The 26,107-nt window shown below is 62.0% G+C and carries 30 protein-coding genes; 14 read left to right on the top strand and 16 right to left on the bottom strand.

All coding sequences use genetic code 11. From position 1 onward, the window contains the following. Positions 1 to 4: 4 nt before the first annotated feature. The 3 genes from H1204_RS26205 to H1204_RS26195 are packed head-to-tail and all read right to left on the bottom strand — an operon-like array spanning position 5 to position 3,136. Positions 5 to 1,612 carry an ABC transporter substrate-binding protein gene (locus H1204_RS26205; protein ID WP_180731425.1) on the bottom strand — a complete coding sequence of 536 codons (1,608 nt, stop codon included), beginning with the start codon at positions 1,610 to 1,612 and terminating at the stop codon, positions 5 to 7. 55 nt (positions 1,613 to 1,667) lie between these two features. Continuing rightward, positions 1,668 to 2,234, bottom strand: a complete 567-nt coding sequence (gene ddpX, locus H1204_RS26200; protein ID WP_180731424.1) for a D-alanyl-D-alanine dipeptidase — start codon at positions 2,232 to 2,234, stop codon at positions 1,668 to 1,670. A gap of 5 nt (positions 2,235 to 2,239) precedes the next feature. Next, the gene (locus H1204_RS26195) at positions 2,240 to 3,136 is read right to left on the bottom strand and encodes a MurR/RpiR family transcriptional regulator (RefSeq protein WP_180731423.1); all 897 of its coding nucleotides are present in this window, start codon (positions 3,134 to 3,136) and stop codon (positions 2,240 to 2,242) included. A 448-nt stretch (positions 3,137 to 3,584) separates the two neighbouring features. On the opposite strand from H1204_RS26195, the gene H1204_RS26190 reads away from it, so the two are divergent. Then, positions 3,585 to 5,027, top strand: coding sequence for a catalase (locus H1204_RS26190; protein ID WP_180731422.1), 1,443 nt, complete (start codon positions 3,585 to 3,587; stop codon positions 5,025 to 5,027). Between the two features lie 79 nt (positions 5,028 to 5,106). Here H1204_RS26190 and H1204_RS26185 read toward each other — a convergent pair whose 3' ends face one another. Then, complete coding sequence (locus H1204_RS26185) at positions 5,107 to 6,051, bottom strand: LysR family transcriptional regulator (protein ID WP_180731421.1); 945 nt, start codon at positions 6,049 to 6,051, stop codon at positions 5,107 to 5,109. 97 nt (positions 6,052 to 6,148) lie between these two features. Continuing rightward, entirely contained in the window at positions 6,149 to 6,637 is a 489-nt protein-coding gene (locus tag H1204_RS26180; RefSeq protein WP_180731420.1) for a GAF domain-containing protein, read from the bottom strand. Positions 6,638 to 6,822: 185 nt separating this feature from the next. Between H1204_RS26180 and H1204_RS26175 the strand changes: the two genes are divergently transcribed. Next, the gene (locus tag H1204_RS26175; RefSeq protein WP_180731419.1) at positions 6,823 to 7,926 is read left to right on the top strand and encodes a linear amide C-N hydrolase; all 1,104 of its coding nucleotides are present in this window, start codon (positions 6,823 to 6,825) and stop codon (positions 7,924 to 7,926) included. Between the two features lie 19 nt (positions 7,927 to 7,945). On the opposite strand, the gene H1204_RS26170 is transcribed toward H1204_RS26175, so the two are convergent. Next, positions 7,946 to 8,617 (bottom strand): nitroreductase, encoded by a 672-nt coding sequence (locus H1204_RS26170; RefSeq protein ID WP_180731418.1) that lies wholly within the window; start codon positions 8,615 to 8,617, stop codon positions 7,946 to 7,948. A 179-nt stretch (positions 8,618 to 8,796) separates the two neighbouring features. Here H1204_RS26170 and H1204_RS26165 point away from each other — a divergent pair, with 179 nt between their 5' ends. Continuing rightward, entirely contained in the window at positions 8,797 to 9,441 is a 645-nt protein-coding gene (locus H1204_RS26165; protein WP_243468793.1) for a hypothetical protein, read from the top strand. Between the two features lie 68 nt (positions 9,442 to 9,509). Here H1204_RS26165 and H1204_RS26160 read toward each other — a convergent pair whose 3' ends face one another. Then, complete coding sequence (locus H1204_RS26160; protein WP_180731416.1) at positions 9,510 to 10,481, bottom strand: sulfite exporter TauE/SafE family protein; 972 nt, start codon at positions 10,479 to 10,481, stop codon at positions 9,510 to 9,512. A 75-nt stretch (positions 10,482 to 10,556) separates the two neighbouring features. Here H1204_RS26160 and H1204_RS26155 point away from each other — a divergent pair, with 75 nt between their 5' ends. Further along, positions 10,557 to 11,453 carry a LysR family transcriptional regulator gene (locus H1204_RS26155; protein ID WP_180731415.1) on the top strand — a complete coding sequence of 299 codons (897 nt, stop codon included), beginning with the start codon at positions 10,557 to 10,559 and terminating at the stop codon, positions 11,451 to 11,453. A gap of 2 nt (positions 11,454 to 11,455) precedes the next feature. On the opposite strand, the gene H1204_RS26150 is transcribed toward H1204_RS26155, so the two are convergent. From H1204_RS26150 to H1204_RS26140, 3 genes are all read right to left on the bottom strand, one after another. Further along, positions 11,456 to 12,106, bottom strand: coding sequence for a lytic transglycosylase domain-containing protein (locus H1204_RS26150; RefSeq protein ID WP_243468672.1), 651 nt, complete (start codon positions 12,104 to 12,106; stop codon positions 11,456 to 11,458). Positions 12,107 to 12,223: 117 nt separating this feature from the next. Beyond that, positions 12,224 to 13,801, bottom strand: a complete 1,578-nt coding sequence (locus H1204_RS26145) for a phospholipase D family protein (protein WP_180731414.1) — start codon at positions 13,799 to 13,801, stop codon at positions 12,224 to 12,226. Between the two features lie 85 nt (positions 13,802 to 13,886). Further along, positions 13,887 to 14,354, bottom strand: coding sequence for a response regulator (locus H1204_RS26140; RefSeq protein WP_180731413.1), 468 nt, complete (start codon positions 14,352 to 14,354; stop codon positions 13,887 to 13,889). A gap of 261 nt (positions 14,355 to 14,615) precedes the next feature. Here H1204_RS26140 and H1204_RS26135 point away from each other — a divergent pair, with 261 nt between their 5' ends. The 3 genes from H1204_RS26135 (at position 14,616) to H1204_RS26125 (ending at position 17,597) form a co-directional block, all read left to right on the top strand. Beyond that, complete coding sequence (locus H1204_RS26135; RefSeq protein ID WP_007586771.1) at positions 14,616 to 14,834, top strand: hypothetical protein; 219 nt, start codon at positions 14,616 to 14,618, stop codon at positions 14,832 to 14,834. 400 nt (positions 14,835 to 15,234) lie between these two features. Further along, positions 15,235 to 16,746: a methyl-accepting chemotaxis protein gene (locus tag H1204_RS26130; RefSeq protein WP_243468792.1), complete on the top strand. Its 1,512-nt coding sequence runs from the start codon at positions 15,235 to 15,237 to the stop codon at positions 16,744 to 16,746. Positions 16,747 to 17,342: 596 nt separating this feature from the next. After that, positions 17,343 to 17,597 (top strand): hypothetical protein, encoded by a 255-nt coding sequence (locus H1204_RS26125; RefSeq protein WP_180731412.1) that lies wholly within the window; start codon positions 17,343 to 17,345, stop codon positions 17,595 to 17,597. Positions 17,598 to 17,644: 47 nt separating this feature from the next. Here H1204_RS26125 and H1204_RS26120 read toward each other — a convergent pair whose 3' ends face one another. Next, positions 17,645 to 18,481 (bottom strand): hypothetical protein, encoded by an 837-nt coding sequence (locus H1204_RS26120; protein ID WP_243468791.1) that lies wholly within the window; start codon positions 18,479 to 18,481, stop codon positions 17,645 to 17,647. Positions 18,482 to 18,751: 270 nt separating this feature from the next. Here H1204_RS26120 and H1204_RS26115 point away from each other — a divergent pair, with 270 nt between their 5' ends. The 4 genes from H1204_RS26115 to H1204_RS26100 all read left to right on the top strand — a co-directional run bounded on the left by H1204_RS26115 (position 18,752) and on the right by H1204_RS26100 (position 21,656). Then, the gene (locus H1204_RS26115; RefSeq protein WP_180731410.1) at positions 18,752 to 19,285 is read left to right on the top strand and encodes a carboxymuconolactone decarboxylase family protein; all 534 of its coding nucleotides are present in this window, start codon (positions 18,752 to 18,754) and stop codon (positions 19,283 to 19,285) included. A gap of 207 nt (positions 19,286 to 19,492) precedes the next feature. Beyond that, positions 19,493 to 19,897: an FKBP-type peptidyl-prolyl cis-trans isomerase gene (locus tag H1204_RS26110; RefSeq protein ID WP_062917333.1), complete on the top strand. Its 405-nt coding sequence runs from the start codon at positions 19,493 to 19,495 to the stop codon at positions 19,895 to 19,897. 281 nt (positions 19,898 to 20,178) lie between these two features. Next, positions 20,179 to 20,691, top strand: a complete 513-nt coding sequence (locus tag H1204_RS26105) for a protein tyrosine phosphatase (RefSeq protein ID WP_180731409.1) — start codon at positions 20,179 to 20,181, stop codon at positions 20,689 to 20,691. A 131-nt stretch (positions 20,692 to 20,822) separates the two neighbouring features. Beyond that, a complete protein-coding gene (locus H1204_RS26100; RefSeq protein ID WP_180731408.1) occupies positions 20,823 to 21,656 on the top strand; it encodes a CHAD domain-containing protein in 834 nt (277 codons plus the stop codon). A gap of 36 nt (positions 21,657 to 21,692) precedes the next feature. Here H1204_RS26100 and H1204_RS26095 read toward each other — a convergent pair whose 3' ends face one another. The 3 genes from H1204_RS26095 to H1204_RS26085 all read right to left on the bottom strand — a co-directional run bounded on the left by H1204_RS26095 (position 21,693) and on the right by H1204_RS26085 (position 22,923). Beyond that, complete coding sequence (locus tag H1204_RS26095; RefSeq protein ID WP_180731407.1) at positions 21,693 to 21,890, bottom strand: DUF3562 domain-containing protein; 198 nt, start codon at positions 21,888 to 21,890, stop codon at positions 21,693 to 21,695. Positions 21,891 to 22,135: 245 nt separating this feature from the next. Further along, positions 22,136 to 22,468 carry a hypothetical protein gene (locus tag H1204_RS26090; RefSeq protein WP_180731406.1) on the bottom strand — a complete coding sequence of 111 codons (333 nt, stop codon included), beginning with the start codon at positions 22,466 to 22,468 and terminating at the stop codon, positions 22,136 to 22,138. Between the two features lie 35 nt (positions 22,469 to 22,503). Beyond that, complete coding sequence (locus H1204_RS26085) at positions 22,504 to 22,923, bottom strand: secondary thiamine-phosphate synthase enzyme YjbQ (protein ID WP_091779259.1); 420 nt, start codon at positions 22,921 to 22,923, stop codon at positions 22,504 to 22,506. A gap of 139 nt (positions 22,924 to 23,062) precedes the next feature. On the opposite strand from H1204_RS26085, the gene H1204_RS26080 reads away from it, so the two are divergent. Together H1204_RS26080 and H1204_RS26075 are read left to right on the top strand one after the other, a co-directional pair. Continuing rightward, positions 23,063 to 23,329 carry a cupin domain-containing protein gene (locus H1204_RS26080; protein WP_180731405.1) on the top strand — a complete coding sequence of 89 codons (267 nt, stop codon included), beginning with the start codon at positions 23,063 to 23,065 and terminating at the stop codon, positions 23,327 to 23,329. A gap of 95 nt (positions 23,330 to 23,424) precedes the next feature. Further along, on the top strand, positions 23,425 to 24,288 hold the full coding sequence (locus H1204_RS26075; protein ID WP_180731404.1) for an oxidoreductase: 864 nt from the start codon (positions 23,425 to 23,427) through the stop codon (positions 24,286 to 24,288). Positions 24,289 to 24,291: 3 nt separating this feature from the next. On the opposite strand, the gene H1204_RS26070 is transcribed toward H1204_RS26075, so the two are convergent. Continuing rightward, entirely contained in the window at positions 24,292 to 24,966 is a 675-nt protein-coding gene (locus tag H1204_RS26070; protein WP_180731403.1) for an antibiotic biosynthesis monooxygenase, read from the bottom strand. Between the two features lie 26 nt (positions 24,967 to 24,992). Beyond that, positions 24,993 to 25,385, bottom strand: coding sequence for a RidA family protein (locus H1204_RS26065; RefSeq protein WP_180731402.1), 393 nt, complete (start codon positions 25,383 to 25,385; stop codon positions 24,993 to 24,995). Positions 25,386 to 25,586: 201 nt separating this feature from the next. On the opposite strand from H1204_RS26065, the gene H1204_RS26060 reads away from it, so the two are divergent. Further along, a complete protein-coding gene (locus tag H1204_RS26060) occupies positions 25,587 to 26,063 on the top strand; it encodes a glycine zipper 2TM domain-containing protein (RefSeq protein ID WP_180731401.1) in 477 nt (158 codons plus the stop codon). Positions 26,064 to 26,107 lie beyond the last annotated feature (44 nt).

The raw sequence follows: 26,107 nt of genomic DNA, 5'->3' as shown, positions 1-26,107 counted from the left end.
GTGCCTATTGCTTCTTCACGTGCAGATACGACACGAGATCGTTGATCGGACCGACTTCGAGGCCCGACACGCCCGGACGCATCGCCACTTGCGACACCTGCTGGAACATGATGACGAACGGCGACTTCGCGAGCATTTCCCTCTGCATCGTTTGATAGAGCTGCGCGCGTTTGGCCGTCGACGATTCGGCGAGTGCCGCGTTGGTCTCTTTCGTCAGATCGGGAATGTCCCACGAATTACGCCATGCGAGCATCTTGTACGCGGACTTGTCGGAGTTGTCGGGATTCCACGCATAGCCTTGCGCGTTGCTGTGCGGATCGATGTAATCCGCCGACCATTCGCCGATATAAATATCGTGCTGGCGCGCGCGGTACTTTGCGAGCGTCTGCTTGTTGTCGCCCGGAATGATCTCGACCTTGATGCCGCCTTGCGCGAGATTGGCCTGCACGGCCTGCGCGATTTCGTTGTACGGATACGCGCTGCGCACGTCCATCGTCACGTTGAAGCCGTTCGGCAAGCCGGCCTTCGCCAGCAACGCCTTCGCTTTGGCCACATCCTGATGATACGGATTGCTGTTCAGCGCGCCGAGAAAGCCTTCCGGCAGGAACGTCTGATGAACCTTGAAGGTGTTCTTCGTCACGTTCTTCTGGATGCCGTCGTAATCGATCAGCCATTTCATCGCTTCCTGCACTTCTGGCTTCGCGAGATTCGGGTTCTTCACGTTGAGGCCGAGATAGAGCAGCGTGGCCTGCGGCACGGACGTCACGGTCACCTTGTTGCCCTTGGTGAGCGTGGCGAGATCGTCGGGGCTGAGATTGCGCGCGACGTCCGCGTCGCCGTTTTCGAGCAGCAGGCGCTGGCTCGATGCCTCCGGCACATGGCGCATCACGATGCGCTTCATGGCCAGCGGCATACGGTAGCCGTCGTACTTCTGCAGGATGATGCTGTCGTTCGCCGTCCATTTGACGAGCTTGTACGCGCCGGAGCCTGCCTCATTCGTGCGCAGCCATTCGTTGCCGAAATCATTGCCTTTCTGGTGCGACAGCAGCAGCTTCTTGTCGAGCACGGATGCAGGCCACGCGCCCAGCACGTTGAGCACGAACGTGGGCGCGTATTTCTGGTCGGTCGTGATGCTGACGGTCGAGTCGTCGATCTTCTTCACGTTTTGCAGCGCGTTGTCTTTGGTCAGGCCAATGCCCTGCAGCACGGCCGCCGCGCCCTTGTCGAGCAGCACGCAGCGCTGAATCGACCATGCGACGTCATCGGCCGTGAGCGGGTTGCCCGAATGGAACTTGAGGTCCGGCCGAATCTTGAACGTGAACGTCAATCCGTCCGGGCTGACCGACCACGACTGCGCGACGTCGCCGTTGAATTTCGACGGGTCTTTCAGATCGACGCGCACGAGGCGGTCGTACGTATTCGCGACATATTCCTCGGGCACCAGCTCGTACACTTCGCCCGGATCGAGCGTCGAGAATTCGTCGAGCGTGGTGGCGATCACCAGCATGTCTTTCGGCGTGGCCGCCAATGCAGTGCTTGTTGTCGTCATCGTAAGCGTCAGTGCCGAAACGACGGCTACTGCCGCTAGCGCATTGCGCAGAACCAGATTCATACTCGCTCCGTATCGAGAGGGAACATGCGTGGGAAGGCTGCAAAAAGAACGTGGATTACATCAGCTTCAACGGACCGCTTTCGCTGTTGTCGATGATGGGCAGCGCGCGCGAGCCGGGTATTTCGTAATGCCACCACTCGCTGGCAATATGCGTGAAGCCGGCCGCGTGCATGATGCCGAGCAGCAGCAAGCGGTTGCGCTGCACATGCTGCGGCAGCCCTTTGTGAAAATGCTCGGACTCCTTGACCATCGCGTCGAAGCCCGTGCCCATGTCGAGCGCTTCGCCGTGGCTGTCGATCAAGGTCAGATCGAGCGCCGTGCCGCGGCTATGATTCGAGCCGCGCCCAAGTTCCGCGATATAGGTCGGATCGGGCAAGAAGTCCCAAAGAACCTGTTGCGCCTGCGGCGGACGGTACGCATCGAAAATGCGCAGCTTCATGCCGACGCTGGCCGCGAGTTCAACCGCCTTGCGCAATCTCGCTTCGGCGGGCGCGAGCAACAGGCAATGCGCTTCCTTGTAGATCGGCTTGCCGGTGAAGTTATTGGCGGTCGCGTAGGCGAGGTCGAGCTCGACGCCATGCGTTTCGGGCGTGACATGAATCAGGTGTGGGGTATCGTTCATGAGAGTCAGAGGTCGAATTGATCGAGTTCGCGCTGCAACTCTCGGTTGCGCGCAACACGTTGGTCGATAGCCGGACCCAATCGTTCAACGATCGATGTCAATAGCAGATTGAACAGGCACGTAAGCGGCGCAAGCGAATCCCAGAACTGGCCAACGTCCGTCTTCACCTGAATCAGGTCGCTGGGGAATTCGCGAGCCCACGGGCAATAGAGATCGGTGACGAGTGCAAACGGCAATTCGCGCCGCGTCGCCGCTTCGCAATAGCGCCGCGCGATGCGCGAATAGGCGCGCGTGTCGGTGACGATCAGATACGGCGACGTGAACTCCGAATTGAGCGAGTCGACATACGAGCCGGACATGCCGTCCGAATAGAACACGCGCGGGCGCAGGTACTCCAGGTAGCTGTAGAACGCGTTGGAAATGCCGCGCGTGGATTGAATGCCGAGAATAAAAACGGCATCGGCGTCGGCAATGCGCTGCGCGATGCGCGCGAACGTCTCGCCTTGCGCCAGTTGATACACGTAGCGAATGGCATCGACTTCTAGATCGAGCGAGCGCGCGGTGGTGGCATCGCCCGCGTCGCCCACATCGACGCCGTTCGCGCCATTGTCGCTACTGTCGTCGCGCTCGCTGCGGTAAGCGTCGAGCCGGTCGGTGATGAACCACGGGCGCGATTGCGCGCCGCGTAACTCGCGCTTCAGGTCGTCGAGATTGCGATAGCCGACGCTGCGCAAAAAGCGCCCCACCGATATCCCGCTCGTGCCCGTCTGCTGCGCAATCTGGTCCGCCGTTTCCAGGCCGAGGCGTTCCAGATTCGCCAGCATGTAGCTGGCGATGCGCTTGGCCGTGGGCGTCAGCGTCGCGAAGCTTGCTTCGACTGTGTGGGCGAATGCGGTGGACATCGAGTGTCGTTTGGCGTGTTCTTCGTTAGTTATCTGTCATAGACCGGCAATCTGGTACGTATATGACAGGGACAATAAAGCGAGCGCTAACTTAAAATTTTTATCGGATTTCGCAAACTCATAGCACTTTGACCTATAGCGCATTGAACGTCATTCATCCGTCGTCCGCTTCCGGCAGCGCGTCTTGCAGACGCTGCATGCCTTGCAATTCAAGGCTCGCCCCTTCTCTGCTCGCTTGTTCGAATGGCGCTAAGATCGCTCCCGCAGCAACCGGTCCGCGCGTGGTGAGCACTGCGCGGACCGACATGACGACGGCATGACCGTCCCCGATTTCGCCTCCCGAGACAGCGGTTGCCGATCTGCCATGGCGGCCGCAGTCGCTGGAAATCCCACAGTACGATCCGGTGGCGCGTCCCCGGAGCTTCCTATCAGTGTTGGAGGGTTAGACGTGAACAAGCTGACGACTGCTTTTGGCGCACCCGTTGTAGACAATCAGAACACCCAGACGGCGGGCCCGCGCGGCCCGGCATTGCTGCAGGACGTGTGGTTCCTCGAGAAGCTCGCGCACTTCGACCGCGAGGTGATTCCCGAGCGCCGCATGCATGCGAAGGGCTCGGGCGCGTTCGGCACGTTCACGGTCACGCATGACATTTCGAAGTACACGCGCGCCAAGATCTTTTCGCAGATCGGCAAGAAGACGGAACTATTCGCGCGCTTCTCGACGGTAGCGGGCGAGCGCGGCGCAGCCGATGCCGAGCGCGATATCCGCGGCTTCGCCGTGAAGTTCTATACGGATGAAGGCAACTGGGACCTCGTCGGCAACAACACACCCGTGTTCTTCCTGCGCGATCCGCTGAAATTTCCGGACCTGAACCACGCGATCAAACGCGACCCGCGCTCAGGCCTGCGCAGCGCCGAAAGCAACTGGGACTTCTGGACGCAACTGCCCGAAGCGCTGCATCAGATCACGATCGTGATGAGCGATCGCGGCATTCCGAAGTCGTTCCGTCATATGCACGGTTTCGGCAGCCATACGTTCAGCTTCATCAACGCCGACAAGGAACGCTTCTGGGTGAAGTTCCATCTGCACACGCAGCAGGGCATCCAGAACCTGTCGGATGCGGAGGCCACGGCGCTCGTCGGCGCGGACCGCGAAAGCTCGCATCGCGACCTGTACGAATCGATCGAAGCCAACGAATTCCCGAAGTGGACGATGTACGTGCAGGTGATGCCGGAAGCGGACGCGTCGAAGACGTCGTACAACCCGTTCGATCTGACCAAGATCTGGCCGAAGAAGGATTACCCGTTGATCGAAGTGGGCGTGATGGAACTGAATCGCAACGCGGACAATCATTTCGCCGACGTCGAGCAGTCCGCGTTCAATCCTGCCAACGTGGTGCCAGGCATCAGCTTCTCGCCGGACAAGATGCTGCAAGGTCGCCTGTTCTCGTACGGCGACGCGCAGCGCTATCGTCTGGGCGTGAATCACAGCCTGATTCCCGTGAATGCGCCGAGGTGCCCGGTGCATAGCTATCACCGCGACGGCTCGATGCGCGTCGACGGCAACATGGGCGGCGCGACGCCGTACAACCCGAACACGCGCGGCGAATGGCTCGATCAGCCGGACTTCAGCGAGCCGCCGCTGTCGATCGAAGGCGCCGCCGATCACTGGAACCATCGCACCGACGACGACTACTTCTCGCAGCCGGGCAATCTGTTCCGCCTGATGTCGCCGGAGCAACAGCAGGCGTTGTTCGACAACACCGCGCGCGCCCTGACGGGGGTGTCGGAGCCGATCCGGAAGCTGCACATCGAGCACTGCACGAAGGCCGACCCCGCCTATGGACAAGGCGTGGCGGCTGCGCTCGAATCGGCGGGCAAGGCGCTGTGAGATGCGCTTTGCATAGCATCTGACGGCTGTTGCCGCTCGCGCTGAACCCGCCCCGAAGGCCGCACGGCCTTCGGGGTTTTTATTTCGACGGCGCGAGAGAATCGGACGCGGAGGCGTTCTCTGACGACGATGTCCAGTCGATCGCGCATTGATCGACGAACCACGCGATGCGCGACTGACAGAACTCGAGATAGGTCCGCACGATGGCGGAAGGATGCCGGTGTGATGGATACAGCAGGTTGACCTGTTGATCCGGCAACGGGTAGGAGGGCAGCAGCGGGACGAGCCGTCCCTGCCGGATCGGCTCGGCGGCGAGAAAGGGCGGAATCTCGGTGACGAACTCGCCGTTCAGCGCGCGATAACGAAGCTGTGCGTAGTCGTTGGTCGTCAGCACGATGTGCGGCTCGACCGTCGTCTTGCCCAGTTGCCATGTGTTGGCGTCATTGGGCGCGCGGTTCCAGAGCGCGCAGGGCAGGCGGGTGAGCGCGGACGGTTCGTGCGGCATGCCGAAGCGCTCGATCAGTTGCGGACTCGCAACCAGCACGTGACGATACGACAGCATGCGCCGCGCAACCATCGCTTCATGCGCAATCACGCCGACGCGTAACGCCACGTCGATGCCTTCCTCGATCAGATCGACGCGCCGTTCGGTCGTGTACACATGCACGCGGATGTCAGGGTAGCGACGCTGAAAGTCGTGCAGGAGATCCCACCAGATATCGAACGCGGGCGGCAGCGACAGGCGCAGCCGCCCTTTGAGCATGGCCTGATCGGAGACGACGGCTTCCTCGCCGTCTTTCAGAATCTCGACGCCGAGACTGGCATGCTGGTAGAGCCGCGCGCCGGCGTCGGTGAGCCGCGTGCCGCGCGCAGAACGCTCCAGCAGCTGCACGTTCAGCTCTTTTTCCAGCGCGCGAATGCGCCGGCTGATGGTGGCGAGCGGCACGTCCATCCGGCTGGCCGCGTTCATGAGACTGCCAGTCTGGACGACGCTGACAAAGATGCGGACGTCGTTGAGATCCACCGCGTTTCACCTGGAAGAGACGATGTGAACGCGATCTTAGTGCATATGCTTCGTGTTGGGGAAGAGGCGGAGCCCGCCAGGTGTTCAGCTTTTCAGTTCAGCGAAGCGACGCGACGAAGATGCGCGCGACTTCTTCCAGGCCACGGCGGTCTTCTTCGTCGAAGCGCGCGAGCACGGGGCTGTCGATATCGAGCACGCCGACCAGTTCGCCGCTTGCCTTTTGCAGCGGAATCACGATCTCGGAGCGCGACGCCGAATCGCACGCGATATGCCCCGGAAACGCATCGACATCCGGCACGACCTGCGTCTCACGCGTTTCGGCTGCGCGGCCGCATACGCCACGGCCCATCGGAATACGCACGCAGGCGGGCTTGCCCTGAAACGGACCGACGACCAGCTCGCCTTCGAGGGCGAAATAGAAACCGGCCCAGTTCAGTTCCGGCAGGGTGTTGAAGAGCAGCGCCGACAGATTGGCGGCATTGGCGATCTGATTCGATTCGCCTTCGAGCAGCGAGCGCGCCTGCGACGCCAGTTCCTGATAGAACTCGGCCTTGGGCAGCGCGGTATTGATGGTGGCTTCGAACATCGGATGCTCTCGTGTTGGCTTCAGGAAACCATGATTTTCGCATCAATGCGCGAAACGCGACGGCGGGCTGCTTTTATGCATGCGCTTTCATCGATCGCGGTACAGAATACGGTTGCCGGATCTCCGAAATCGTAGCAGTCGTATTGGCAACATGAGCGGCCTGGCGTGGGCCAAAAGGAAAGCTGATGCGTAGACCGTTTGCGAAGTTCTCCCTGGCGCTTGCGGCCTTTGCCGCGCTCTTCATTTCGCTAACCATCGCGCTGACGGCCGATGCCTGCACCCGAGCGCTCTATGTCGGCGATGGCAATCTCGTGATCACCGGGCGGTCGATGGACTGGTCCGAAGACATGATGTCGAACCTGTGGGTGTTTCCTGCGGGCATCGAGCGCGATGGGCGCGCAGGGCCGCGCTCGCCGCACTGGAAAGCGAAGTACGGCAGCGTGATCGTGTCGGGCTATGAGATCGGCAGCGTCGACGGAATGAACGAACGCGGACTGGTGGCGAACGCGCTTTATCTGGCGGAGACGGATTACGGCAAGCCCGACCCCGCACGCGCGCCGATGTCGATCAGCCTGTGGGCGCAATACGCGCTCGACAATTTCGCAAGCGTCGCCGAGGCCGTCGACGTGTTCGGCAAGGAGCCGTTTCAGATCATTGCGCCGCCGCTGCCGAACGGCAAGCCGCTCACCATTCATCTGTCGCTCTCCGATGCGAGCGGCGACTCCGCGATTCTCGAGTATCTGGATGGCAAGCTCGTCATCCACCACGGCAAGTCGTACAGGATCATGACGAACTCGCCTGTCTACAGCGAGCAGCTTGCGCTGGATACATACTGGCGCGGCGTCGGTGGCCTGACGTTCCTGCCTGGCACGAATCGCGCGGCCGACCGCTTCGTGCGCGCGTCGTTCCTGCTCGATGCGATTCCGAAGCAACTCGACCCGAACTACATCGTCGGCGTGCCGAACCGTTCGTATGCGTATCAAGCTGTGGCGAGCGTGATGAGCGTGATGCGTTCCGTCAGCGTGCCGCTCGGCATCAGCACGCCCGATCAGCCGAACCTGTCGTCGACGATCTGGCGCACGGTCGCCGATCAGAAGAACCTCGTTTATTACTTCGATTCGTCGACGCGTCCCGATACCTTCTGGATCGATCTGCACAAGCTGAACCTGAAACCGGGCGCACCCGTGCTCAAGCTCACCATCGACAAAGGCCAGGTCTATTCCGGCGAAGTGTCGGGACAGTTCGTGCCGACGCCATCGTTCAACTTCATGCCCGCGATGGGGTCGTGACGGTTTTTTCTGCTGATGGTCAGACGCCGATGAACTGCGCGAATTCGTCCAGCGGCGTGCGCTGCGAGCGCCACTGGTTGATCGCGGCATCCGTATCTTCGTAGCCGATCGCCATGCCGCTGAACAGCATGCGTTCGGCGGGCAGGTCGAGAAACGCGCCGATCGTCTGCGGGTACTGCGCCCAGCATTCCTGGGGGCAGCTATGCAGCCCTTCTTCGCGCAACAGCAGCATGACTGTCTGCATGAACATGCCGAGATCGGCCCATTGCGGCGGGCCCATGCGGCGGTCGACGGTACAAAAGAGCGCGAGCGGTGCATCGAAGAACGTGAAGTTGCGCGCGAACTGCGCGAGGCGCGCGGGCCGGTTTTCACGCGCGACGCCGATGCTGCGGTAAAGGTCTTCGCCTACCTGAAAGCGCCGCTCGCGATATGGCGAGTGGAGGCCCGGCGGATAGACGTTGTACTCCATCTCTTCGCCGTCCGGCGCATCCGCGACGCGTTCGCGCATGATGTGCTTGAGGCGCGCGAGCGCGTCGCCGCCTACCACGTGGATATGCCAGGGCTGCAGATTGCCGCCCGACGGCGAGCGCGCGGCGGTGGCGAGCACACGGCGGATCGCGTCGGGTGGAACGGGTGTCGGAAGAAACTGGCGGACGGACTTGCGGCTGGTGACGGCTTCACTGACGTTCACGCGGTGCTCCTCGAAGGCATTGCGTTTTGCTCGTGCGGGTTGTCGCAGATGGACACAGGCCGATGATACAGGCGGCCATGCGGCCATGTGCCTGTCGCGCTAAAGCTTCTGTAAGACTTTGCCGTTAATGCGGGCGAACCAGAACGACCACATAAAACGGGGAGCCGCATTTGAACACGATGAAGCTGGCCACATCTTTCGCGGCGGTTGCCGCATTTGCAACGTTAGCCGGCTGTGTCACCAGCGAGCAGCAGATTTCCGCCGCGCCCGCGCGGCCGAGGCCGCAGCCCGCTGTCGTTGCCGTGCAGGCGCCACCGCCACCGCCCGCTGTTGTGGTGCGCGCACCTGCGCCGCCTGTTTATGTGTCTGCGCCGAGCGATGTCTATATTGCGGGCGTCGTGGATCGCGACGTGGTGTTTGTCGGCGGGAGCACGTATTTGTGGGTGGTGGGCCCGGATGGCAAGCGTCATCGGCATTTCTATGCGCGCGGCGACCGCCGTGCCGAAGTGTTCCGCCGACGCGAGCATTTGCGCGCCGAGATGGCCCATCGTGGCGGGCATCCGCCTGTCCATGCGGTGATGCCGGTGCGGCGGGACGAGCATCGTCCGCATTCGCATGGCGAGCGTTCCGCGTATGCGCATGATCCGCATCGGCCGGATCATCACGATGGTGCGCCTGTGCGGCGCGCGGAGCATCGTCCGCAGCAGGGGCCGGGGTCCGGGCCGGCGCGGGTGGCCGGGCAGGGTGGGCGCGACGCAGGGCCGCGAGATCGCAAGCATCCGTCGCAGGTCGATGAGGCGCAGCAGCCGGCGCATGCGGGGTGAGAGTGCGGCGCAACTGTTGGTTTGGTTTGCTGGTGTTTGTGCTGGCATCCGCGATTCGTTAGCGCGCTTCACGCGTTGCCCCTGTGCATTTGCCTTTCGCTGGCATCCGCGTTTTGCCTTCGTGCTTCACGCGTCGCCCCGCACAGGGGCGACGCGTGAACGGCAAACACCATAACGCGGATGCCAGCGCAACCACCAGCAAACCAAACCGGCCGCGCTACGAAGTCAAACCGCAAATGCCAGCGAAAAGGCAAATGTCCACCGCACCCACGCCGCGCACCGCCGCCAAAGTCACCCATACGCGCGCACAAAAAACGCAACCGTAATACAACCCGTAACGCCCAAAGTGCCATAGCGTATAACTGGCGCGGACGCGCGCCGACCGACCAACGCGCCACCATATCCCCGATCAACGCCCCGATCAGCATAACGATCGTCTCCGGCCAATGCACCGCCCGCGCGACGATAAAAGTAACGACGGCCATCGTATTGGCCGCACTCACCAGCAGCGTTCGCGGCGCGTTGAGCAGTTTCAGCTCACGGCTATCGAGCAATCCCCACACGGCCATCATCATGATGCCGACGGCGCCGCCAAAATAACCACCATACACACCCAGCGCAAACTGCACGACGAGCACGGCCGCGCGCCCGATGTGCCAGCGCGCGCGCATCCATTCCCCGAAGCGCCGGCCGAACGCAAGCGCGACGGTCGCGACGAGCAACAGCCACGGCACGACGATATCGAAGGTCTTCGACGGCGTGAGCAGCAACAGCAATGCGCCGCAGATCCCGCCGACGAGCGTCGTGATCAGCAGCGCCCGCAACGACACGGCGCCGATCGGCCCGAGCCCGTCGCGATACGCCCACGCGCTCGCGAGCCCGCCCGGATACAGCGCGACGGTGCTCGATGCGTTCGCCTGAACCGAAGGCACGCCCGCCGCGATCAGCGCAGGCAGCGTGACGAAGGAGCCGCCGCCTGCCAGCGCATTCATGCCGCCCGCGACCAGCCCGGCGCCCGCCACAAGGAATAGATTGTTCATCCGACGGATCATAGCGGCGCGCGCTTCGCGGATACAATCGGGATTCTCCGATGCCAGAGTTCGCCTTAGACGAAGATGACGACCACGTCGCGTTTCGACCTCACCGACCTGCGGCTATTCCTGATGGTCGTCGAGCACGGCAGCCTCACGCGTGGCGCGCAGGCGATGCATCTCGCACTCGCTTCCGCGAGCGAGCGCATCTCCGGCATGGAGTCCGCGCTGGGCACGCCGCTGCTCGAACGCACGCGGCGCGGCGTGCGCGCGACGCCCGCCGGCGAGGCGCTCGTGCGTCACGCGCGGCTGATCGTCGGGCAAATCGAGCAGATGCGCGGCGAACTGCGCAACTACGCGAAGGGCCTCAAGGGCCGCGTACATCTGATGTCGAACACGGCGGCGCTTGCGTCGTTCCTGCCCGAGCAGCTTTGCCGCTTCCTCACCGCGCACCCCGACCTTTCCGTCGATATCGACGAGCGTCCGAGCGCGGACATCGTGCGGGCCGTCGCCGAAGGGCGCGCGGATCTCGGCATCGTCGCGGATATCGCCGATCTTGCTGCGCTACAGACACACGTCATTGCCGACGATCAACTGGTGGTGGCCGCGAGCCGCACGCATCGCGTGTCGAACGACGAACGGGTTGCGTTTGCCGATATCGTCGATGAGGCGTTCGTGGGCTTGTCCGATGCGGCGCTGGAGCGTCATCTGACGGATCGCGCGTCGCGGCTCGGACGACAATTGCAGTATCGCGTGCGCTTGCGCAATGTCGCGGATCTGGGCCGCCTGATCGCGGCGGGCGTCGGCATCGCGATTCTGCCTGCGGCCTGCACGCAGCCGTTGTGTAGTGCGGATATCGTCGTGCTGCCGTTGTCGGAGGCGTGGACGACGCGGCGTCTGCATCTGTGTGCGCGGGATTTTTCCGCGCTCACGCCGCACGCGCATGCGCTCGCGCAGCAGTTGATGACACGGGAGGGGTGAGGTCAGGGTAGCGTGTCCGCCGATACCTTCACGACCGGCATCGCGTTGCTGCCCAGCACCGCACTGAACCGCCGCATATGCACCGCCACGCGGCGCGCATACCCTTTCCCGCCGCCGCTATAGCGCCACAGCGCGGCATCGATATTGCCGCCCTCAGCATCGAGATAACCGCGCAGAATCGACGAGCCGATGCGCACGTTGATGGCGGGATCATCGAGCTCCTTCACGTTGGAGAACGCACGCGGATGCGCGGCGGGCAGCACCTGCATCAGCCCGCGCGCGCCGAGCGTGCTCACCGCGCGCGGATCGAAGCCCGATTCGACGGCCATCACCGACAACAGCAGCACGGGCGACATCGAATAGCGGTTGGCTTCAGTGAGAACGGCTTGCGCGATCGTCAATGCATCGGCGGCTGAGACGCGGAACTGCGCGCGCAAGGTGGCGACGATATCGGCGGGAGAGGGAAGAACGGGCGTGTCGGCGGCCTGAGGCGCTAGGGGCACTGGCGACGCTTGAGATGCCTGAGGCGCGGTTTCCGCTTGCGCATGGCCGAACGGCAGCGCGGCGCATAGCGCGAGGCTCGCCGCCATCAATGCGAGCCTGATAAGCGTGTACCGCCACCGTCCTTTGGCTAGATTGTGTTGTTCCTGCATATCGTCTGGTACGAGCCCGGATGCAGGCACTCTACGGACATTGCCGTCGAGATTTTCAAAAGAAACGCACGGTGCGCGTAAAGACCGCGTAAAGACGGCGCCGTCGCGCAGACACCGCTATAGCTGCGATTCGATGGGCAAAATGCTCAGAAACCAGATACCCGCCTTGCGCATTGCCGATACGTCCGGCTCGCTATCGAGTACTTTGACGGTGCCGTCGGGCGCGGTATCGATCCATACGATACTGCTCGTGCCGTTTGCATTCGCGCGCAATTCGAGCCGCCATGCGATGCGATCCAGGTTCGGCTCAAGCGTATCGACAACCTGCGCGGCGGCTGGCGCGCTCTCGCAGTACACGCCGATCTCCGTGTTGAGTTCGACCGAACGCGGATCGAGATTCATCGAGCCGATAAAGATGCTGTCGCGGTCGAACACATAAGTCTTCGCATGCAGCGATGCCTTCGACGAGCCGAACAGATGCTTCTTGTCTTCCGCTTTGTCCGCTGTCTTGTCCGCCGTTTTGTCTTCCGCGACGGGCTTCAGTTCGTAGAGGTGCACGCCTGCTTCGAGCAGCGCCTTGCGGTAGCGCTGATAGCCGGCATGGACGGCGGCGACGTCGGTGGCGGCAAGCGAGTTGGTCAACACGGTGACGCGCACCTGCTTTTGCGTGAGTCCCGAGAGCCACGCGACGCCTTCTTTTCCGGGCACGAAATACGGCGAGACGACGAGCATCTGTTGCGTCGGCTGCAATTCGAGTGCCTTGAACTGCGTCATCAGATGGCCCTGCGAGTCGCCCGGCGCGCGCGTGATTTTCGCGGGATCGTCATAGAGCAAAGTGGCTTTGCCCCATGAAAACACGGCGTCCTGCGAATGAACGACCTGCGTGAGCCGTGCGCGTGCGTTCAGGACGTAGGGGTTGTTTTCCTGGGATGCCATATACGCGTCGAGCTGTTTGCGTACGTCCGCCAGCGCCGCAGGGTCCGCCTTGCGGCCCATCAGCCCGTCGATCGGATACGCGGCTTCGGAGTTCCAGAAAAGGTCGAATGCCGACGACACCTCGTGCACGACAGGCCCATGCACGAGTACGTCGAGATCGCCGAACGCGACGTCGTTCGAAGCGCCGAAATATTCGTCACCGATATTGCGACCGCCGAGTATCGCCCCCTGGTTGTCCGCGATCATCGACTTGTTGTGCATACGCCGGTTCACGCGAAAGAACTCGGTGGCCATGCCGAGCTTCTTGAAGGTGCGGTTGGCGACGGGGTTGAAGAGGCGAATCTGCACGTTCGGATGCGAGTCGAGTGCGAGCAGCAGATTGTCGTCGGCATTGGTGCCGAGATCGTCGAGCAGAATCCGCACGCGCACGCCGCGATCGGCGGCGTGCAACACGGCCGACGCCAGTCCGCGGCCCGTCAGATCGTCATGCCAGATGTAGTACTGCAAGTCGAGCGTGCGGTCTGCCGCTTCCGCTAGCACGAGCCGCGCGACGAGCGCATCGACGGCATCGGGCAGCAGGTGGAACGCGGTCTCGTCGGGATGCCGATGTTCCTGCGGTGTGAACGCGATGGCGAGCCGCGTGTTCTGCGTGTCGGTGACGGCGTGCGTCGCGATGCGATCTGTCTGCGGCGGCAGACTCGCGCACGAAGTCAGCAGGGCGACGGTGAAAGCCGCGAGAAGACTTCGTACTGTGATCATGGACGCGCTCCGCAACGGCGATGCGCGTCAGATTAACGGGACGGAACGCCCCTTACAAGTGGCGTCGCGCCGTGGTGCGACGCCATCACGAGTGATAGTACCCGCGCTTCAACGTGGGCATGGCCAGCAGCGTTGTGAGGATGTCGACGACCGTCAGCGGATCGATGGGCTTCGCGCATACGCCGTCGAAGCCGCCCGCGCGCAACTCGGCGTAGTTGTCGCCCGTTTCGCAGGCGGTGTAGGCGAGCAGCGGCACGCCAGCCGTTCCCGGCGACTCTCGCAGCGTACGCGCCACCGCGAGACCCGACACGCCGGGCATCGCGACGTCGAGCACGACGCTGTCGGGGTGCCATTCATTGGCGACCTTCAACGCGTCGCAGCCGTTGTACGCCACGCGTGTGTCGAAGCCGCTGTTGGCGAGAAACGCGGCGAGTGCATCGGCGGAGTCGATATAGTCGTCGACGACGAGTACGCGTGGCGGCATTGAATGCGCGGCAAAGCGCGCCGCCGTCCAGACGCGACTTCGGGTTGGTGTGAAGGTTCTGTCGTGCATGCTGTGCCCCTTTTCGTCTGACGCTGTTATCGGATGTCTTGTCTCTTGTCATTGATGAGAGCAACGGGCATTCCACGCCGGCAAGGTATCCCGTTTCCACGGCGCAGGACGGTTGCAACGGCTGAAATGGTGGACGCTAGCGTGCAATGCAACGCAAAAGGACAATCGAGCACGCGATTTGCCATGCTACGATTGATTCATCCGCCGGGAGAAACCCAAGCCCGGATTGCATCGCACTTTCTTCGCTACAGGAGGTTTGCCATGCATTTCGACTACAAGGGATTTCACATCGACTGCCGGGCCAGGCACGACGAAGACGGCCACTATGTCGCCCAAGCCAAGCTCACTCGCGGGGCGACAGCGAATACGCCCGCCGAAGTGCATCAATCGGGCGATATTGATTCATTCGTCGATGAATCCGACGCCATGATTTGCGCACGCACATGGGCGATCGAATGGATCGACGAAAACTGGGATTGATCATTCCCTTTCACTCACATCCACACGGCATATGTTTTGCCGCCGTATCCGGTGGCGCATCGGCGCTGCCCGCTTCACCCATCATTTTTTCGAGCATTGACTAAGTTGGTTGGGAAATCCTGCCGATTGTCACTGAACGGCGAGCGAACCCGTTGCGAACACGCGCGCATGTTAAATATTTGGGAAGCGAAAGCCGATATCCAGTAAGTCGAAGCGAATCCGCGCGCAGAACCCGTAGGCAGCGCGGACGCTGCACGAACAACGCCTGAAACCTGAGAGCAGGCGTTTTTTTCGCATAAAAAGATTCATCGCGAAAGCAGATTTATTGGTAAAAACCCGGGGGCCAGCAGTGAAAAAGAACTTGACCATCAAGATGAGGCTGTTCGTCGGTTTCCTGTCGATGGCGGCCATAGCAGTCGTTATTTCCGTTGTTTCGCTTTTCAGCCTTGCCAGCACGACGCAGGGGTTCAGCCAGTATGTGCATGGCATCGACGCGCGCGTGCAGGTGGCGGCCGAACTGCGCGCGGCCGTCGATCGCCGCGCGATCGCTGCGCGCAATCTCGTGCTCGTCACGACCCAGGCCGATCTCGACCTCGAGACGGCTGCGGTGAAACGCGCGCATGAGGATGTCGGCATCAAGCTCAAGCAGCTCAACGACATGATCAACAGCGCGAGCGACACAAGCGACACCGCTCGTTCGCTGGTCGCCGAGATGAATCGCGTCGAAGGGCTCTATGGGCCCGTTGCGTTGAACATCGTGGGCCTCGCGCTCAACAACCATCACGACGAGGCGATCAAGGAAATGGACGACCATTGCCGTCCGCTGCTCGCCGCGCTCGTCAAGGCAACCGACGACTACGCGACCTACACGAAGACCCGCCAGGGCGAGATCGTGCAGAAGTTCGAGGAACGCTATGCGATGCTGCGCAACGCCATTCTCGGCGTGAGCGCGCTCGCGATACTCGCATCGATCGTGCTGGCCGTGCGCATGGTGCGCTCGATCACGCAACCGATCACCCGCGCCGTCGAAGTCGCGCGCACCGTTGCGACGGGCGACCTCACCAGCCGTATCGTCGTCGATCGCGATGACGAAGCAGGCGAACTGCTGAAGGCGCTGCGCGATATGAACGACCGGCTCACAGAAACGGTCGGCCGCGTGCGATCGAGCAGCGCGAACGTCTCCACGGCGACGAATGAAATCGCCACGGGCAACAGCGACCTGAGCCGACGCACGGAAGCGCAGGCTGCATCGTTGCAGGAAACGGCGGCGAGCATGGAGCAGTTGACCTCGACCGTGAAGCAGAACGCCGATAGCGCGCAGCATGCGAAGTCGCTGGCATCGAATGCGTCCGAGATTTCCCAGCGCGGCAGCCGCACCGTCGAACGCGTGGTGACGACGATGGAAGCGATCAGTTCCAGTTCGGGCAAGATCGCCGAGATCACCGGGATCATTGAAGGCATTTCGTTCCAGACGAACATTCTCGCGCTGAACGCCGCAGTCGAGGCGGCGCGCGCAGGCGAGGAAGGCCGCGGCTTCGCGGTGGTCGCGGGCGAAGTGCGCAATCTCGCGCAGCGCTCGGCGCAAGCGGCGAAGGAGATCAAGGAACTGATTGCGCGCTCGGTGCAAGAGATTCAGAGCGGTGCTTCTCTCGCCGATGACGCGGGCCGTACGATGACCGATGTGAACCAGGCTGTCGCGCGCGTTTCCGAAATCATCGAGGAGATCGCTGCGGCTTCCGTAGAGCAGGGGCGTGGCATCGAACAGATCAACCAGGCCATCTCGCAGATGGACACGGTGACGCAGCAGAACGCGGCGCTGGTCGAACAGGCTTCGGCTGCCTCGCAATCGCTGCGGCATCAGGGCCGCGAACTCGACGATACCGTTTCTTCGTTCAAGCTCGCTGCGGCCTGAACGCGACCGGTGCGCGACACGTTGCAAACGGCGTGATTCATTCGCGCCGCGCTGCGTATTCGCGCAAATATCGCATCGCTAAACGACGAATGATTTTCCGGCTTTATCTTTTTCCCACGCGACAACCGGTAAATCATCGAGTCATATATGCACTTCGCTTTCCATTCGAGAAGAAAACGAAATAGACAGCGTATCTGCATTGCAAACAGGTTGCGGTGCGGCATAAACCTACTATGATAAGAACAACGCGCGGGTCTCGATCCAAATGCTCGTGAATGCCTTGTATTGCGGCGTTTCAAGCGGTTTTGCGTTACCTAAGGTCTGCGTGTAAAAGGCTGTTGGACCGCATCATGTGAGCGGCTTATCGGCGAATCAGGCGGCATTATCCTGGCGTAGACAATGCACGATGAAAATCGCGTTGTCATATTGTGCGTCGAGAAAACATGCGCGGCCGTTTGATGAACTCAATTCAATCGCGCTTAACAGATGTGCACGGATGCACCGCTTTGCGGGGCAATCCGATTGCACGCGGAACCTGAGAGAGCAAACGCCGCAGCGGTGTGGTCGAGCCATGGCGTTTAAGCGGAGAGGGCACAATGAACGCGGTGTTGACCATTGCATCGTTCTGGAAAGCATTTTGCGCGCGTCAGATTTCGCGTGGCGTGTCGCAGGCGCGGCTTCGCGAGTCGGAGACTGCGTTCTATTCGGGCGCGGTGGCCATGTACGACATCATGATGACGGTCACCGATCCGACTCTCGATCCCATCGAAGCACACTCGATACTCGCCGCGCTTTACGACGAGCGGGAAGACTTCCTGCGCATTCACGATATGGCGACGATCGACCGCTAGCCGTCAAGCATGCCGCGCGGCATCGCGCCGCGCCATGATGGATAGCGCTATTGCGCCGTTTGCTGGCGCTGGTACTCGTTCTTCTTCATCTGCAAGTACTCTTGCCGGTCGAGTTCGTGCAACTGACGCGGATATTGCTCGGTCGCGTCGAACCAGGTGGCGAAACGCTGATCGACGCGCGTGTCGGAGGGAAGGGCAAGCGAAGCAAGGTATGCGTCGATGGCGAGGTAATAGCGCATCGTGTTGCGTTCCACCAGCCCACGCACACCGCCTATATAGTCGCCCGATGCTTTGGTGAATCCCACTTTCGCACTGCCTATCGTCGCGAGATAAGTCTTCATCGCGATACGGCCTGCCGTGCCGAATCCATATGAATACGTGAGATGCAGGAACGTGTGTCCTTTGCCGATATCGACGGCTTCGAGCACGATGCGATAGTCCTTTGTGCTGAGCGGTCCCGTTGCCGCACTCAGATCGACCTGGAAATAGTCCGGATTCGTCGCCACCGACCGGTAATTGAACTGCACGCGGTACGTGTCGCCGAGTTCCTGCTCCGTCTTCTTGCCCACGTTCATGCTGATGGTCGCGCCGTTGCCGCCGGCGGACGCGCGGCAGTACTTCGTGTTCAGATGCAGGATCAGTACTTCGCACCAGTTGGCAGGGCCTTGCTGCGGGTCGTTGAATGCGCGGTTGACAGTGGCGAACGGATAATCGACGACGGCATAGATGTCGCCCTTCAACGTGTTCGACGTCTCTTCTGAATCCAGATGGATCGGCCGGTTGAACACGTTCGACTTGAGTTGCGGCGCGAGCGCGTCGTATTTGTCCCTGAGGGCAGGCGCGTTGTCGTCGGCCCAGCTCAACGCGCCGAGCGTGAGGCTCATTAGCGCGAACACAACCAGTACGAATCGTTTTGTTATCCGCATGATCCCGTGAGTGCTCATGGCACGCGCTCCCGCTGACGGCGCTGTTATTGGGCAAACGTCGCACGAATATAGCAGAGACAGCGCACCACGCCGATCAGCCGATGAGCCGTTCGAGCATAAACGTGATTTGAACCAGCATTCACTGTAGCAACGCGCGTTCCTAGAATGACTCCCATGCGCTGACCCAGTCACGCAACGCAACGATCTCATCAACATATGGAGAACATCATGGAACGTCTGAATCGCCAACCCGTCAGCGAAGCCACCGGCCAGGCAGCGGAACTCTTTACAGGCATCAAGCGCGCGGTCGGCATGGTGCCGAATGCTTACGCGGCCATCGGCTCGAACAGTCCGGCTGCGCTGCAGATCGTGCTCGCAACGGGCGATGCGCTCGGCAAGGGCGCGCTGTCGCGCAAGGAAGTCGAAGCGATCAAGCTCGCGATCAGCGGCGTCGCGGAGTGTGATTACTGTCTGGCTGCTCACTCGCTGGCAGCGAAGAAAGTGGGCATCGCGGCTGACGACCTCGTGGCGCTGCGTGAAGGACGCGATTCGGCCGACGCGCATCTGAATGCCATCGCCACCTTCGCGCGGACCGTGTTCGCGTCGCGCGGCACGGTGCCTGCGTCAGTGGTCGATGCCGTGAAGGCGGCGGGTTACAGCGATCAGCAGATTACGGAGACGCTGCTCGCGATCGCCGATATCACGTTCACCAACCTCTTCAACCGGGTCAACGACACGGTCGTCGATTTCCCGAAGATCTGAACGGGCAGCACATGAGCCGCGTCGAATCGCGGCTTTTTCCCGCGGCGGGTGTTGGCCCGTCGCGGGCGTAGCCGTTCCAGGTACACAGCGACGGGAACCGCGCAATGGCGCAAGGCACGCGTATTTGTAGCAAGTTGATTCAGGTCTCCTGCCGCGAAGGGGCGATCCGCTAGAATGAGGCTCGCCATTCACACCAAGGAGATACGCGTGAAATCAGTTGTTGCCCTGCTCGCCGCGGCCGCGCTCGCATCGGTGTCGCTCACCGCAAATGCTGCATCGACGGAGAAACTGCCCTCCGGCGTCGTCGTCGAACACCTGACGCAGGGAAGCGGCCCGCAACCCACGGCCGCCGACGTCGTGCGCGTCAACTACCGCGGCACGCTCGCGAACGGCACCGAGTTCGACAACTCGGCCAAGCATGGCGGCCCTGCGGAGTTTCCGCTCGGCCGCGTAATCCCCTGCTGGACGCAAGGCGTCGCGACGATGAAAGTGGGCGAAAAAGCCAAGCTGACCTGCCCGGCTGCGACCGCGTATGGTTCGCGCGGCGTCGGCGTGATCCCGCCGAACAGCGATCTGACGTTCGAAGTCGAACTGCTCGCGATCGTCAAGTAACGCTTCAAAAAAGCCGGTCTTTCAGACCGCGCAACCCCACGGGCAACCCGGCCTCCGAACGGCCGGGTTGCCCCGCGCGGCGCGCCACACACGGCGCGCCCGCCATGCTCACGCAACCCGAAAACTGGGATCGGGCGCCTCATTATCGTTAACGCTGGCTGGCTGAACGCAAATTGGCGTGATACCTAAACGTTCTTGCGGCGAATCGGTTGGACGATTGGGATTCTGTCACCAATATGAAAAACTGTGCGCTCAGAATCCCGCAAAAAAATGAAATCTGCATGACGGGGTGTAGGGTGACCAGAAAACAACGAGTGCTGTTCCTTTGCAGGGACAACGCGGCGCTTAGCATTTTGGCGGAAGCCTTGCTACGCGAGCTGGACGGATTGCATTTCGACGCATTTAGCGCAGGTCTCGAACCCGCCGACAAGGTTCACGCGGCGGCCATGGGCGAGTTGCGCCATGGCTTTTCCAGTCTGGAGCTGCTGAATCCGAAAAGCTGGCTGGAATTCACGAGCGAATGGGCGCCGCAGATGGATTTCGTGGTGACGTTGTGCGATGAGTCGGCACGCGTCGACATGCGCGCGTTCCATGGCGCGCCCAGGCTTCGTCACTGGACGCTCACGCCGTCCGCGTATGCCGCTGCGGGCGCCGTCGAAAACGCGTTCTGGCAGATATTGAAGCGTGTCGAAGACTTCATCACGGCCGAGCGCCGTCCGTGGCCGTCGCTGAAGCTGCCCGCCGTGGCTAGCTGCACGTCGGACGCCTGCGACCTGCTGCTCAGCGGTCAGTGATCTGGCAATGAGCGGCAACGTCCGTGCGGCATCGTGCGCTGCAACGGACGTGACGTGCAGAATGCAGGAACCTGAATTGCTTACTCGGTCATTACAGACACACCGGGTCAGCAACCCATTCAGGGAACACCATGAAAGACGACATACCGACCACGCTGCCGCACGATGGCAACGCGCAAGCCCATTTCTCGCACTATGCCGCGCCGCTGATCGACAATGCGCTCGCTTGCGCAGCCGCATTGCGCGCGGACCCCGACGCCGAAGTCCTGCACAAGCTGCGCGTCTCGCTGCGGCGCCTGCGCACGTTGCTGTGGGCGTACCGGCCGCTGCTGAACGAACAGTTCGACAGCCAGCAGCGCGCGCTTTTCAAGTTCTACGCGAGCGCGGCGGGCAAGACACGCGACTGGGACATCCTGATCGCGTTGCTCGATGAAACGAAAGACGCGGAGGCGCTACCGCGCGACACGATGCGCGACGCCCGCTCGAAGTCGCTCGATTCGAGCCGTGAGACCCTTGAACAGGCCGACGTGAAGGGCGCGTTGCGTGACACGCTCAAGGAAGCGAACCGCGAGCTGAATACCGCGCACGAACGCACGCCGCTGCCCAGGTTCGCGCGCAAGCGGCTCGGGGCGGCACAGAAGTCGATGGCGAAGCGCATGAAGCGCGCCGCACGCGCGAAGCGATCGGACTACGCGTCGTATCACGAGGTCCGCAAGGCCGGCAAGAAACTGCGCTATCTGACCGAGTTCTTCGAGCCGATGCTCGCCAAAAAACAGCTGAAGGCCATCAAGCCGCTAAAGAAACTACAGAAGCGCTTCGGCGCGTTGAACGATGTCGTCGCGAGCGAGCAGTTGCTGCGCGACAACACGACCCTGTTCACCGACGATGCGGCAACCGCGCACGCACTCGATGCGCTCGCGAAAGAATGCAAGCGCCGCATGCGTGCCGCCGCGAAGCTGTTGTGACGGGGATGGATTGCGGATGAGGTTGCTACGGCTTCGTCACCGCCGTGATGCCGTCCGCGAGCGCAACGTCTCACGCACGCGCTTCGCCGCGAAGAGCGGCACGTAGTCGAGAACGCGCGCGTCGCGTTGATACGCTTGCACGGCATCGGTGTACATCTGCGATACGACTTCTTCCGGGCTGTCGGTGGATTCTGCGATTTCGTGCACGATCTTCTGCGAATCTTCCGTCTTCATGCAAGGCTCCTTGGAGTCAGTCGGTCGTCACTCGGTAGTCGGAACCCTGAATTGAAGGACATGCGATGCGTGCGCGCCAATAGAACTTCGCAATCGGTGGACTCGCGCGCCGTGCGTACCGGGGTCACGCGCGAGGAAAGCCTGTTTGATCAGACAGATAGCGCGCGTGCCCAAAACTTTTCCACAGGTCTTTCAACAGAAATTGTGGATAACTTGAGCGCAAGTCGGCCTCAACCGACGCACGGCTATTGAAGCCACTTGCGTACGTCTTTCTCCCAATCGGGGTCGCCGCAGCCCTTCGGGTTTTCCGGCCCGAGCACCGTGATATAGCCTTTGCTCTTCATGCACGACTCGTAGGCGCGCACCTTCGTGCACTGTCCCGGCCCTGCGTTGCGCGAGACCGTCTTGCACTGCGCGATGGTGCGGTCCATCGGGCCGAAGTCCATGTCGTTTGCGTTGTTGGTCATCGGCGCGTCCGCGCCTGACAGCGAGAACTCGACGGGGCCGGTATGAGTGCAGGCTGCGGTCAGCATCGCGAGCGAGGCCGCCGCGACAAGAACAGGCGCGCGCAAAATCATGATTCACTTCCTTGTTGGTGTTGTGCGTTGAGATGTCATTCGCCGATCAGATGCAGCACGATATCGCGCTCCTGCGGCCGCGCGCGATGCTCGAACAGATAAATGCCTTGCCATGTGCCGAGTGTCATGCGGCCATGTTCGACGGGTATCGACAGTTGCACTTGCGTCAGCGCGGTGCGCAGATGCGCGGGCATGTCGTCGGGACCTTCCGTGTCGTGTTCGTAGCGCTTGGGATCTTCGGGCGCGAGCATCGCGAAGTGCCGTTCGAGATCGCGCTGTACGGAAGGGTCCGCGTTCTCCTGGATCAATAGCGAGGCCGACGTGTGCCGGCAGAACACGGTCAGGACGCCCGTCTCGATCGACGCGTCGCGTACGAACGCGGCGACCTCCGTGGTGAAATCGAACAGTCCGCGAGCGCGCGCCCGCACGTTCAGATGGCGAATGGCCTGGCGCATGAATCGTTCTCCGTTGTGCGATATGAAATGACGACTGCTGCAGAGTTTACCGCGAGCCGCGCGCCCGATCCGTCGATGCAAAACGGTCTATGCTGATACTTCAGCGTCATGGCAAAAACAACGAAGGGAGGCTGCCATCATGGACCGCGACGAATTCATCGATACATTGAAGCGCGAAGGCTACGCGGAAATCGTGACCGTCACGCGCGATCCGAACGGCGCGGTCGACGATCACGTGCATCCGTTCGAAGCGAAGGCATTGATCCTGCACGGCGAACTGGCGATACGCATCGGCACAACGGTGCAGGTCTACAGAACGGGCGACGTATTCCATCTGCAAGCCAATGAAAGCCATTCGGAACGCTACGGGCCCGAGGGTGCTCAGTATCTGGTTGGCCGTAAGTAAGGGGCAGGAAATCGGGCAGAGCACCAGCAAGTTTCCCGTCGACCGGCTACCATTTTTTCGAAGCATCGCTCATTCCATCATCGAGGAGGTTTTGAATGCCCACGTCCACGACGCCCGTCTGGTTCATCACTGGCTGTTCAACCGGCTTCGGCAAGGAACTGGTCCGCGCGGTGCTCGAACGGGGCTGGCGCTGCGTGGCGACGGCGCGTAACGTCGCGTCGCTTGCCGATCTGGCCGAGCCCGGCAGCGACGCTGATGCGCGTCTCGCCCGCGTGAAGCTCGACGTGACGGATGCCGCGCAGATCGCCGCAGCCGTCGAGACCGCGCAGCAGCGCTTCGGCGCGATCGACGTGCTGGTGAACAACGCGGGCTATGGCTATCAGTCGTCAGTCGAAGAGGGCGACGAAGCGGAGATACGCGCGCAGTTCGACGCGAACGTGTTCGGCCTCTTCGCGATGACACGCGCGGTGCTGCCGGGCATGCGCGAGCGGCGCAAGGGGCACGTGCTGAACATCACGTCGGTAGCGGGCATCGCGGGCTTTCCTGGCTCGGGCTATTACGCGGCGAGCAAACATGCCGTCGAAGGCTGGTCCGACTCTCTCGCAACGGAAGCCGGGCCGCTCGGCATCCGCGTGACCTGCGTCGAGCCGGGCCCATTCCGCACCGACTGGGCAGGCCGCTCGCTCAGACAGACGCCCAACCGTATCGCCGATTATGCCGACACGGCGGGCAAGCGCATGCAGGCGACGGCGCAAAACAGCGGCCATCAGGCCGGCGACCCGGCGCGCGCCGCGCAGGCGATGATCCGCATCACGGAGGCGGACCAACCGCCGCGTCATCTGGTGCTTGGCGCGTTCGGCGTCGATGCGGTATCGAAGCGCCTGCATTCGGCACTCGCCGATATCGAAGCGTGGCGCGACACGAGTGTCGGTGCGGACTTTCCGGACAACGAGAAATAAGCGTCAGGCGGGCCGCGCCGCGTCCGGATAGTATTGCGGCGCTTCGCGGCGCTCAAACATGCCATAGTCGCGCACCACGCGCACGCTGCGTAGCCGTGCGCCATCGGGCAATGCGAGCGCGTTTGCAAAGGCCCCGGCGGCTTGCGCGTCGCGCCATGCAGTGAGCAGAATGACGTCGCCCGGCGTCAACACGGCATCAAACACATCCCACGAAACCAGGCCCGTTGCGTCTTCGCGCAAGCCCAGCTTGCCCGCGACTTCGCGCGCGCCCGCGTGTTTCACCCAGTCTGGATCGCGCCGCGCATCGATCAGCACGATCGTGGTCGCATCGCCCGTCTCCGTTTCGTCGAGTCGTTGCTCGTGCAACGTATGACCGGCGGGCAGACGCGTGTCGCGCGTCACCTGCCCCACACGCAGCCGATAATCGCTGAACGTCTGCGTGCGGCCTTTTTCCTGCACGCCGTGATGCGTCGCCTGCGTGCGCCACCGTACCAGCGCCTTTTCGTCGCGCCAGCCGGACAGCGACAGCAGCACGCCGTCACGCGTGAGACTGCCGTAACGGACGTTATCGACGAAGCCGTCGATCTGCTCCAGTTCCGGCTTCAGCATCTTCGCGAAGCCGAGATACGCGTCCCATCGGTCGGCGCGCGGTTGCACTTCGAACAGCACTGAAAACATCGTGTTCTCCACGTAGCGCCTGCGGTTCAAACCGCCGCAATGCAATCGATTTCGATGTCGAAGCGACCCGGCCACGCGGGCACGCAGACAAAGATACGTGCAGGCGGATCGTTCGGAAAATAGCGCGCGTAAATCGAGTTGACGGCCGCAAACTGCTCGACCGACGTGCAATAAACATTGCACTTGAGCACATTGTCGAGCGACGAACCCGCCGTCTCGACGCACAGCTTCAGCTGTTCGAGCACGAGTTCCGTCTGCCGTTCGAGCGGCACGTCGGCGACTTCGCCCGTCTCAGGGTCGAACGGCGGCAGGCCCGACACATAGATCGTGTCGCCGTGGCGCGTAACGACGGAAGTCGGCGCCTTCCAGCGTTCGAGCCAGCTCGACAGCGGTTCGACCCGGATGATCTCGCGTTTCATGGCAGCACTCCGTTTGCATGATCTGGCCACCATCGTAGCCCCGGACGCCGCGCCGACGTTTCAGGCTGAGACGAAATGACGGGTGCGAATGCGCAAATGCGCTGCTCATTTTCCTCTCATTCTTCGAGCTTACGATTCACACATCGAAAGAACCTGCAGCGCCCCGAACGACACGGCGCGCTGCTCATAGAGGGGAACATCATGAACAGGTCATTCGTTACAGCATGTGCATCCGCGCTCGTCGTCTCGCTCGCATTGAGCGGCTGCGCAACCTTCGACGGCTCCGCCAACGTCTATAGCGCGTCACAGGCGCAGCGTGAGGCAACAGTGCGCTTCGGCACCATCGAAAGCGTGCGCCCCGTCACCATCGACACGAGCAACGGCCAGCCCGGCTTTCTCGGCGCACTCGGCGGCGGCGCGATTGGCGGCATCGCGGGCAGCGCGATCGGCGGCGGACGCGGCTCGATCCTGACGGGCATCATCGGCGGCATTGCGGGCGCGGTGGCGGGCAACGAGGTGCAGAACCACTTCGAGAAGACGCAAGGCGTCGAAATTACCGTGCGGCTCGACGACGGCTCGCTGCGCGCCATCACGCAAAGCACCGACGGCCCGATGTTCTACGCGGGCGAACGCGTGCGGCTGCTGTCGGAAGGCGGCCTGACGCGCGTGACGCTGTAAGCGCGGCAACCCGGGCAACAGAGGCAAAGGAAGAAGGAGAGCAT

The organism is Paraburkholderia sp. PGU19, from assembly GCF_013426915.1.
GTDB lineage: Bacteria > Pseudomonadota > Gammaproteobacteria > Burkholderiales > Burkholderiaceae > Paraburkholderia.
The sequence above is the reverse complement of the archived record's forward strand: the minus strand, read 5'-3'. Positions and strand labels throughout refer to the sequence as shown.

Coding starts and splice junctions, on each gene's coding strand:
- H1204_RS26205 (WP_180731425.1), bottom strand. CDS start 1,612: ATGAATCTGGTTCTGCGCAATGCGCTAGCGGCAGTAGCCGTCGTTTCG.
- ddpX (WP_180731424.1), bottom strand. CDS start 2,234: ATGAACGATACCCCACACCTGATTCATGTCACGCCCGAAACGCATGGC.
- H1204_RS26195 (WP_180731423.1), bottom strand. CDS start 3,136: ATGTCCACCGCATTCGCCCACACAGTCGAAGCAAGCTTCGCGACGCTG.
- H1204_RS26180 (WP_180731420.1), bottom strand. CDS start 6,637: ATGTTCGAAGCCACCATCAATACCGCGCTGCCCAAGGCCGAGTTCTAT.
- H1204_RS26175 (WP_180731419.1), top strand. CDS start 6,823: ATGCGTAGACCGTTTGCGAAGTTCTCCCTGGCGCTTGCGGCCTTTGCC.
- H1204_RS26165 (WP_243468793.1), top strand. CDS start 8,797: ATGAAGCTGGCCACATCTTTCGCGGCGGTTGCCGCATTTGCAACGTTA.
- H1204_RS26160 (WP_180731416.1), bottom strand. CDS start 10,481: ATGAACAATCTATTCCTTGTGGCGGGCGCCGGGCTGGTCGCGGGCGGC.
- H1204_RS26155 (WP_180731415.1), top strand. CDS start 10,557: ATGACGACCACGTCGCGTTTCGACCTCACCGACCTGCGGCTATTCCTG.
- H1204_RS26150 (WP_243468672.1), bottom strand. CDS start 12,106: ATGCAGGAACAACACAATCTAGCCAAAGGACGGTGGCGGTACACGCTT.
- H1204_RS26145 (WP_180731414.1), bottom strand. CDS start 13,801: ATGATCACAGTACGAAGTCTTCTCGCGGCTTTCACCGTCGCCCTGCTG.
- H1204_RS26140 (WP_180731413.1), bottom strand. CDS start 14,354: ATGCACGACAGAACCTTCACACCAACCCGAAGTCGCGTCTGGACGGCG.
- H1204_RS26135 (WP_007586771.1), top strand. CDS start 14,616: ATGCATTTCGACTACAAGGGATTTCACATCGACTGCCGGGCCAGGCAC.
- H1204_RS26130 (WP_243468792.1), top strand. CDS start 15,235: ATGGCGGCCATAGCAGTCGTTATTTCCGTTGTTTCGCTTTTCAGCCTT.
- H1204_RS26125 (WP_180731412.1), top strand. CDS start 17,343: ATGAACGCGGTGTTGACCATTGCATCGTTCTGGAAAGCATTTTGCGCG.
- H1204_RS26120 (WP_243468791.1), bottom strand. CDS start 18,481: ATGAGCCTCACGCTCGGCGCGTTGAGCTGGGCCGACGACAACGCGCCT.
- H1204_RS26115 (WP_180731410.1), top strand. CDS start 18,752: ATGGAACGTCTGAATCGCCAACCCGTCAGCGAAGCCACCGGCCAGGCA.
- H1204_RS26105 (WP_180731409.1), top strand. CDS start 20,179: ATGACGGGGTGTAGGGTGACCAGAAAACAACGAGTGCTGTTCCTTTGC.
- H1204_RS26100 (WP_180731408.1), top strand. CDS start 20,823: ATGAAAGACGACATACCGACCACGCTGCCGCACGATGGCAACGCGCAA.
- H1204_RS26095 (WP_180731407.1), bottom strand. CDS start 21,890: ATGAAGACGGAAGATTCGCAGAAGATCGTGCACGAAATCGCAGAATCC.
- H1204_RS26090 (WP_180731406.1), bottom strand. CDS start 22,468: ATGATTTTGCGCGCGCCTGTTCTTGTCGCGGCGGCCTCGCTCGCGATG.
- H1204_RS26085 (WP_091779259.1), bottom strand. CDS start 22,923: ATGCGCCAGGCCATTCGCCATCTGAACGTGCGGGCGCGCGCTCGCGGA.
- H1204_RS26080 (WP_180731405.1), top strand. CDS start 23,063: ATGGACCGCGACGAATTCATCGATACATTGAAGCGCGAAGGCTACGCG.
- H1204_RS26075 (WP_180731404.1), top strand. CDS start 23,425: ATGCCCACGTCCACGACGCCCGTCTGGTTCATCACTGGCTGTTCAACC.
- H1204_RS26070 (WP_180731403.1), bottom strand. CDS start 24,966: ATGTTTTCAGTGCTGTTCGAAGTGCAACCGCGCGCCGACCGATGGGAC.
- H1204_RS26065 (WP_180731402.1), bottom strand. CDS start 25,385: ATGAAACGCGAGATCATCCGGGTCGAACCGCTGTCGAGCTGGCTCGAA.
- H1204_RS26060 (WP_180731401.1), top strand. CDS start 25,587: ATGAACAGGTCATTCGTTACAGCATGTGCATCCGCGCTCGTCGTCTCG.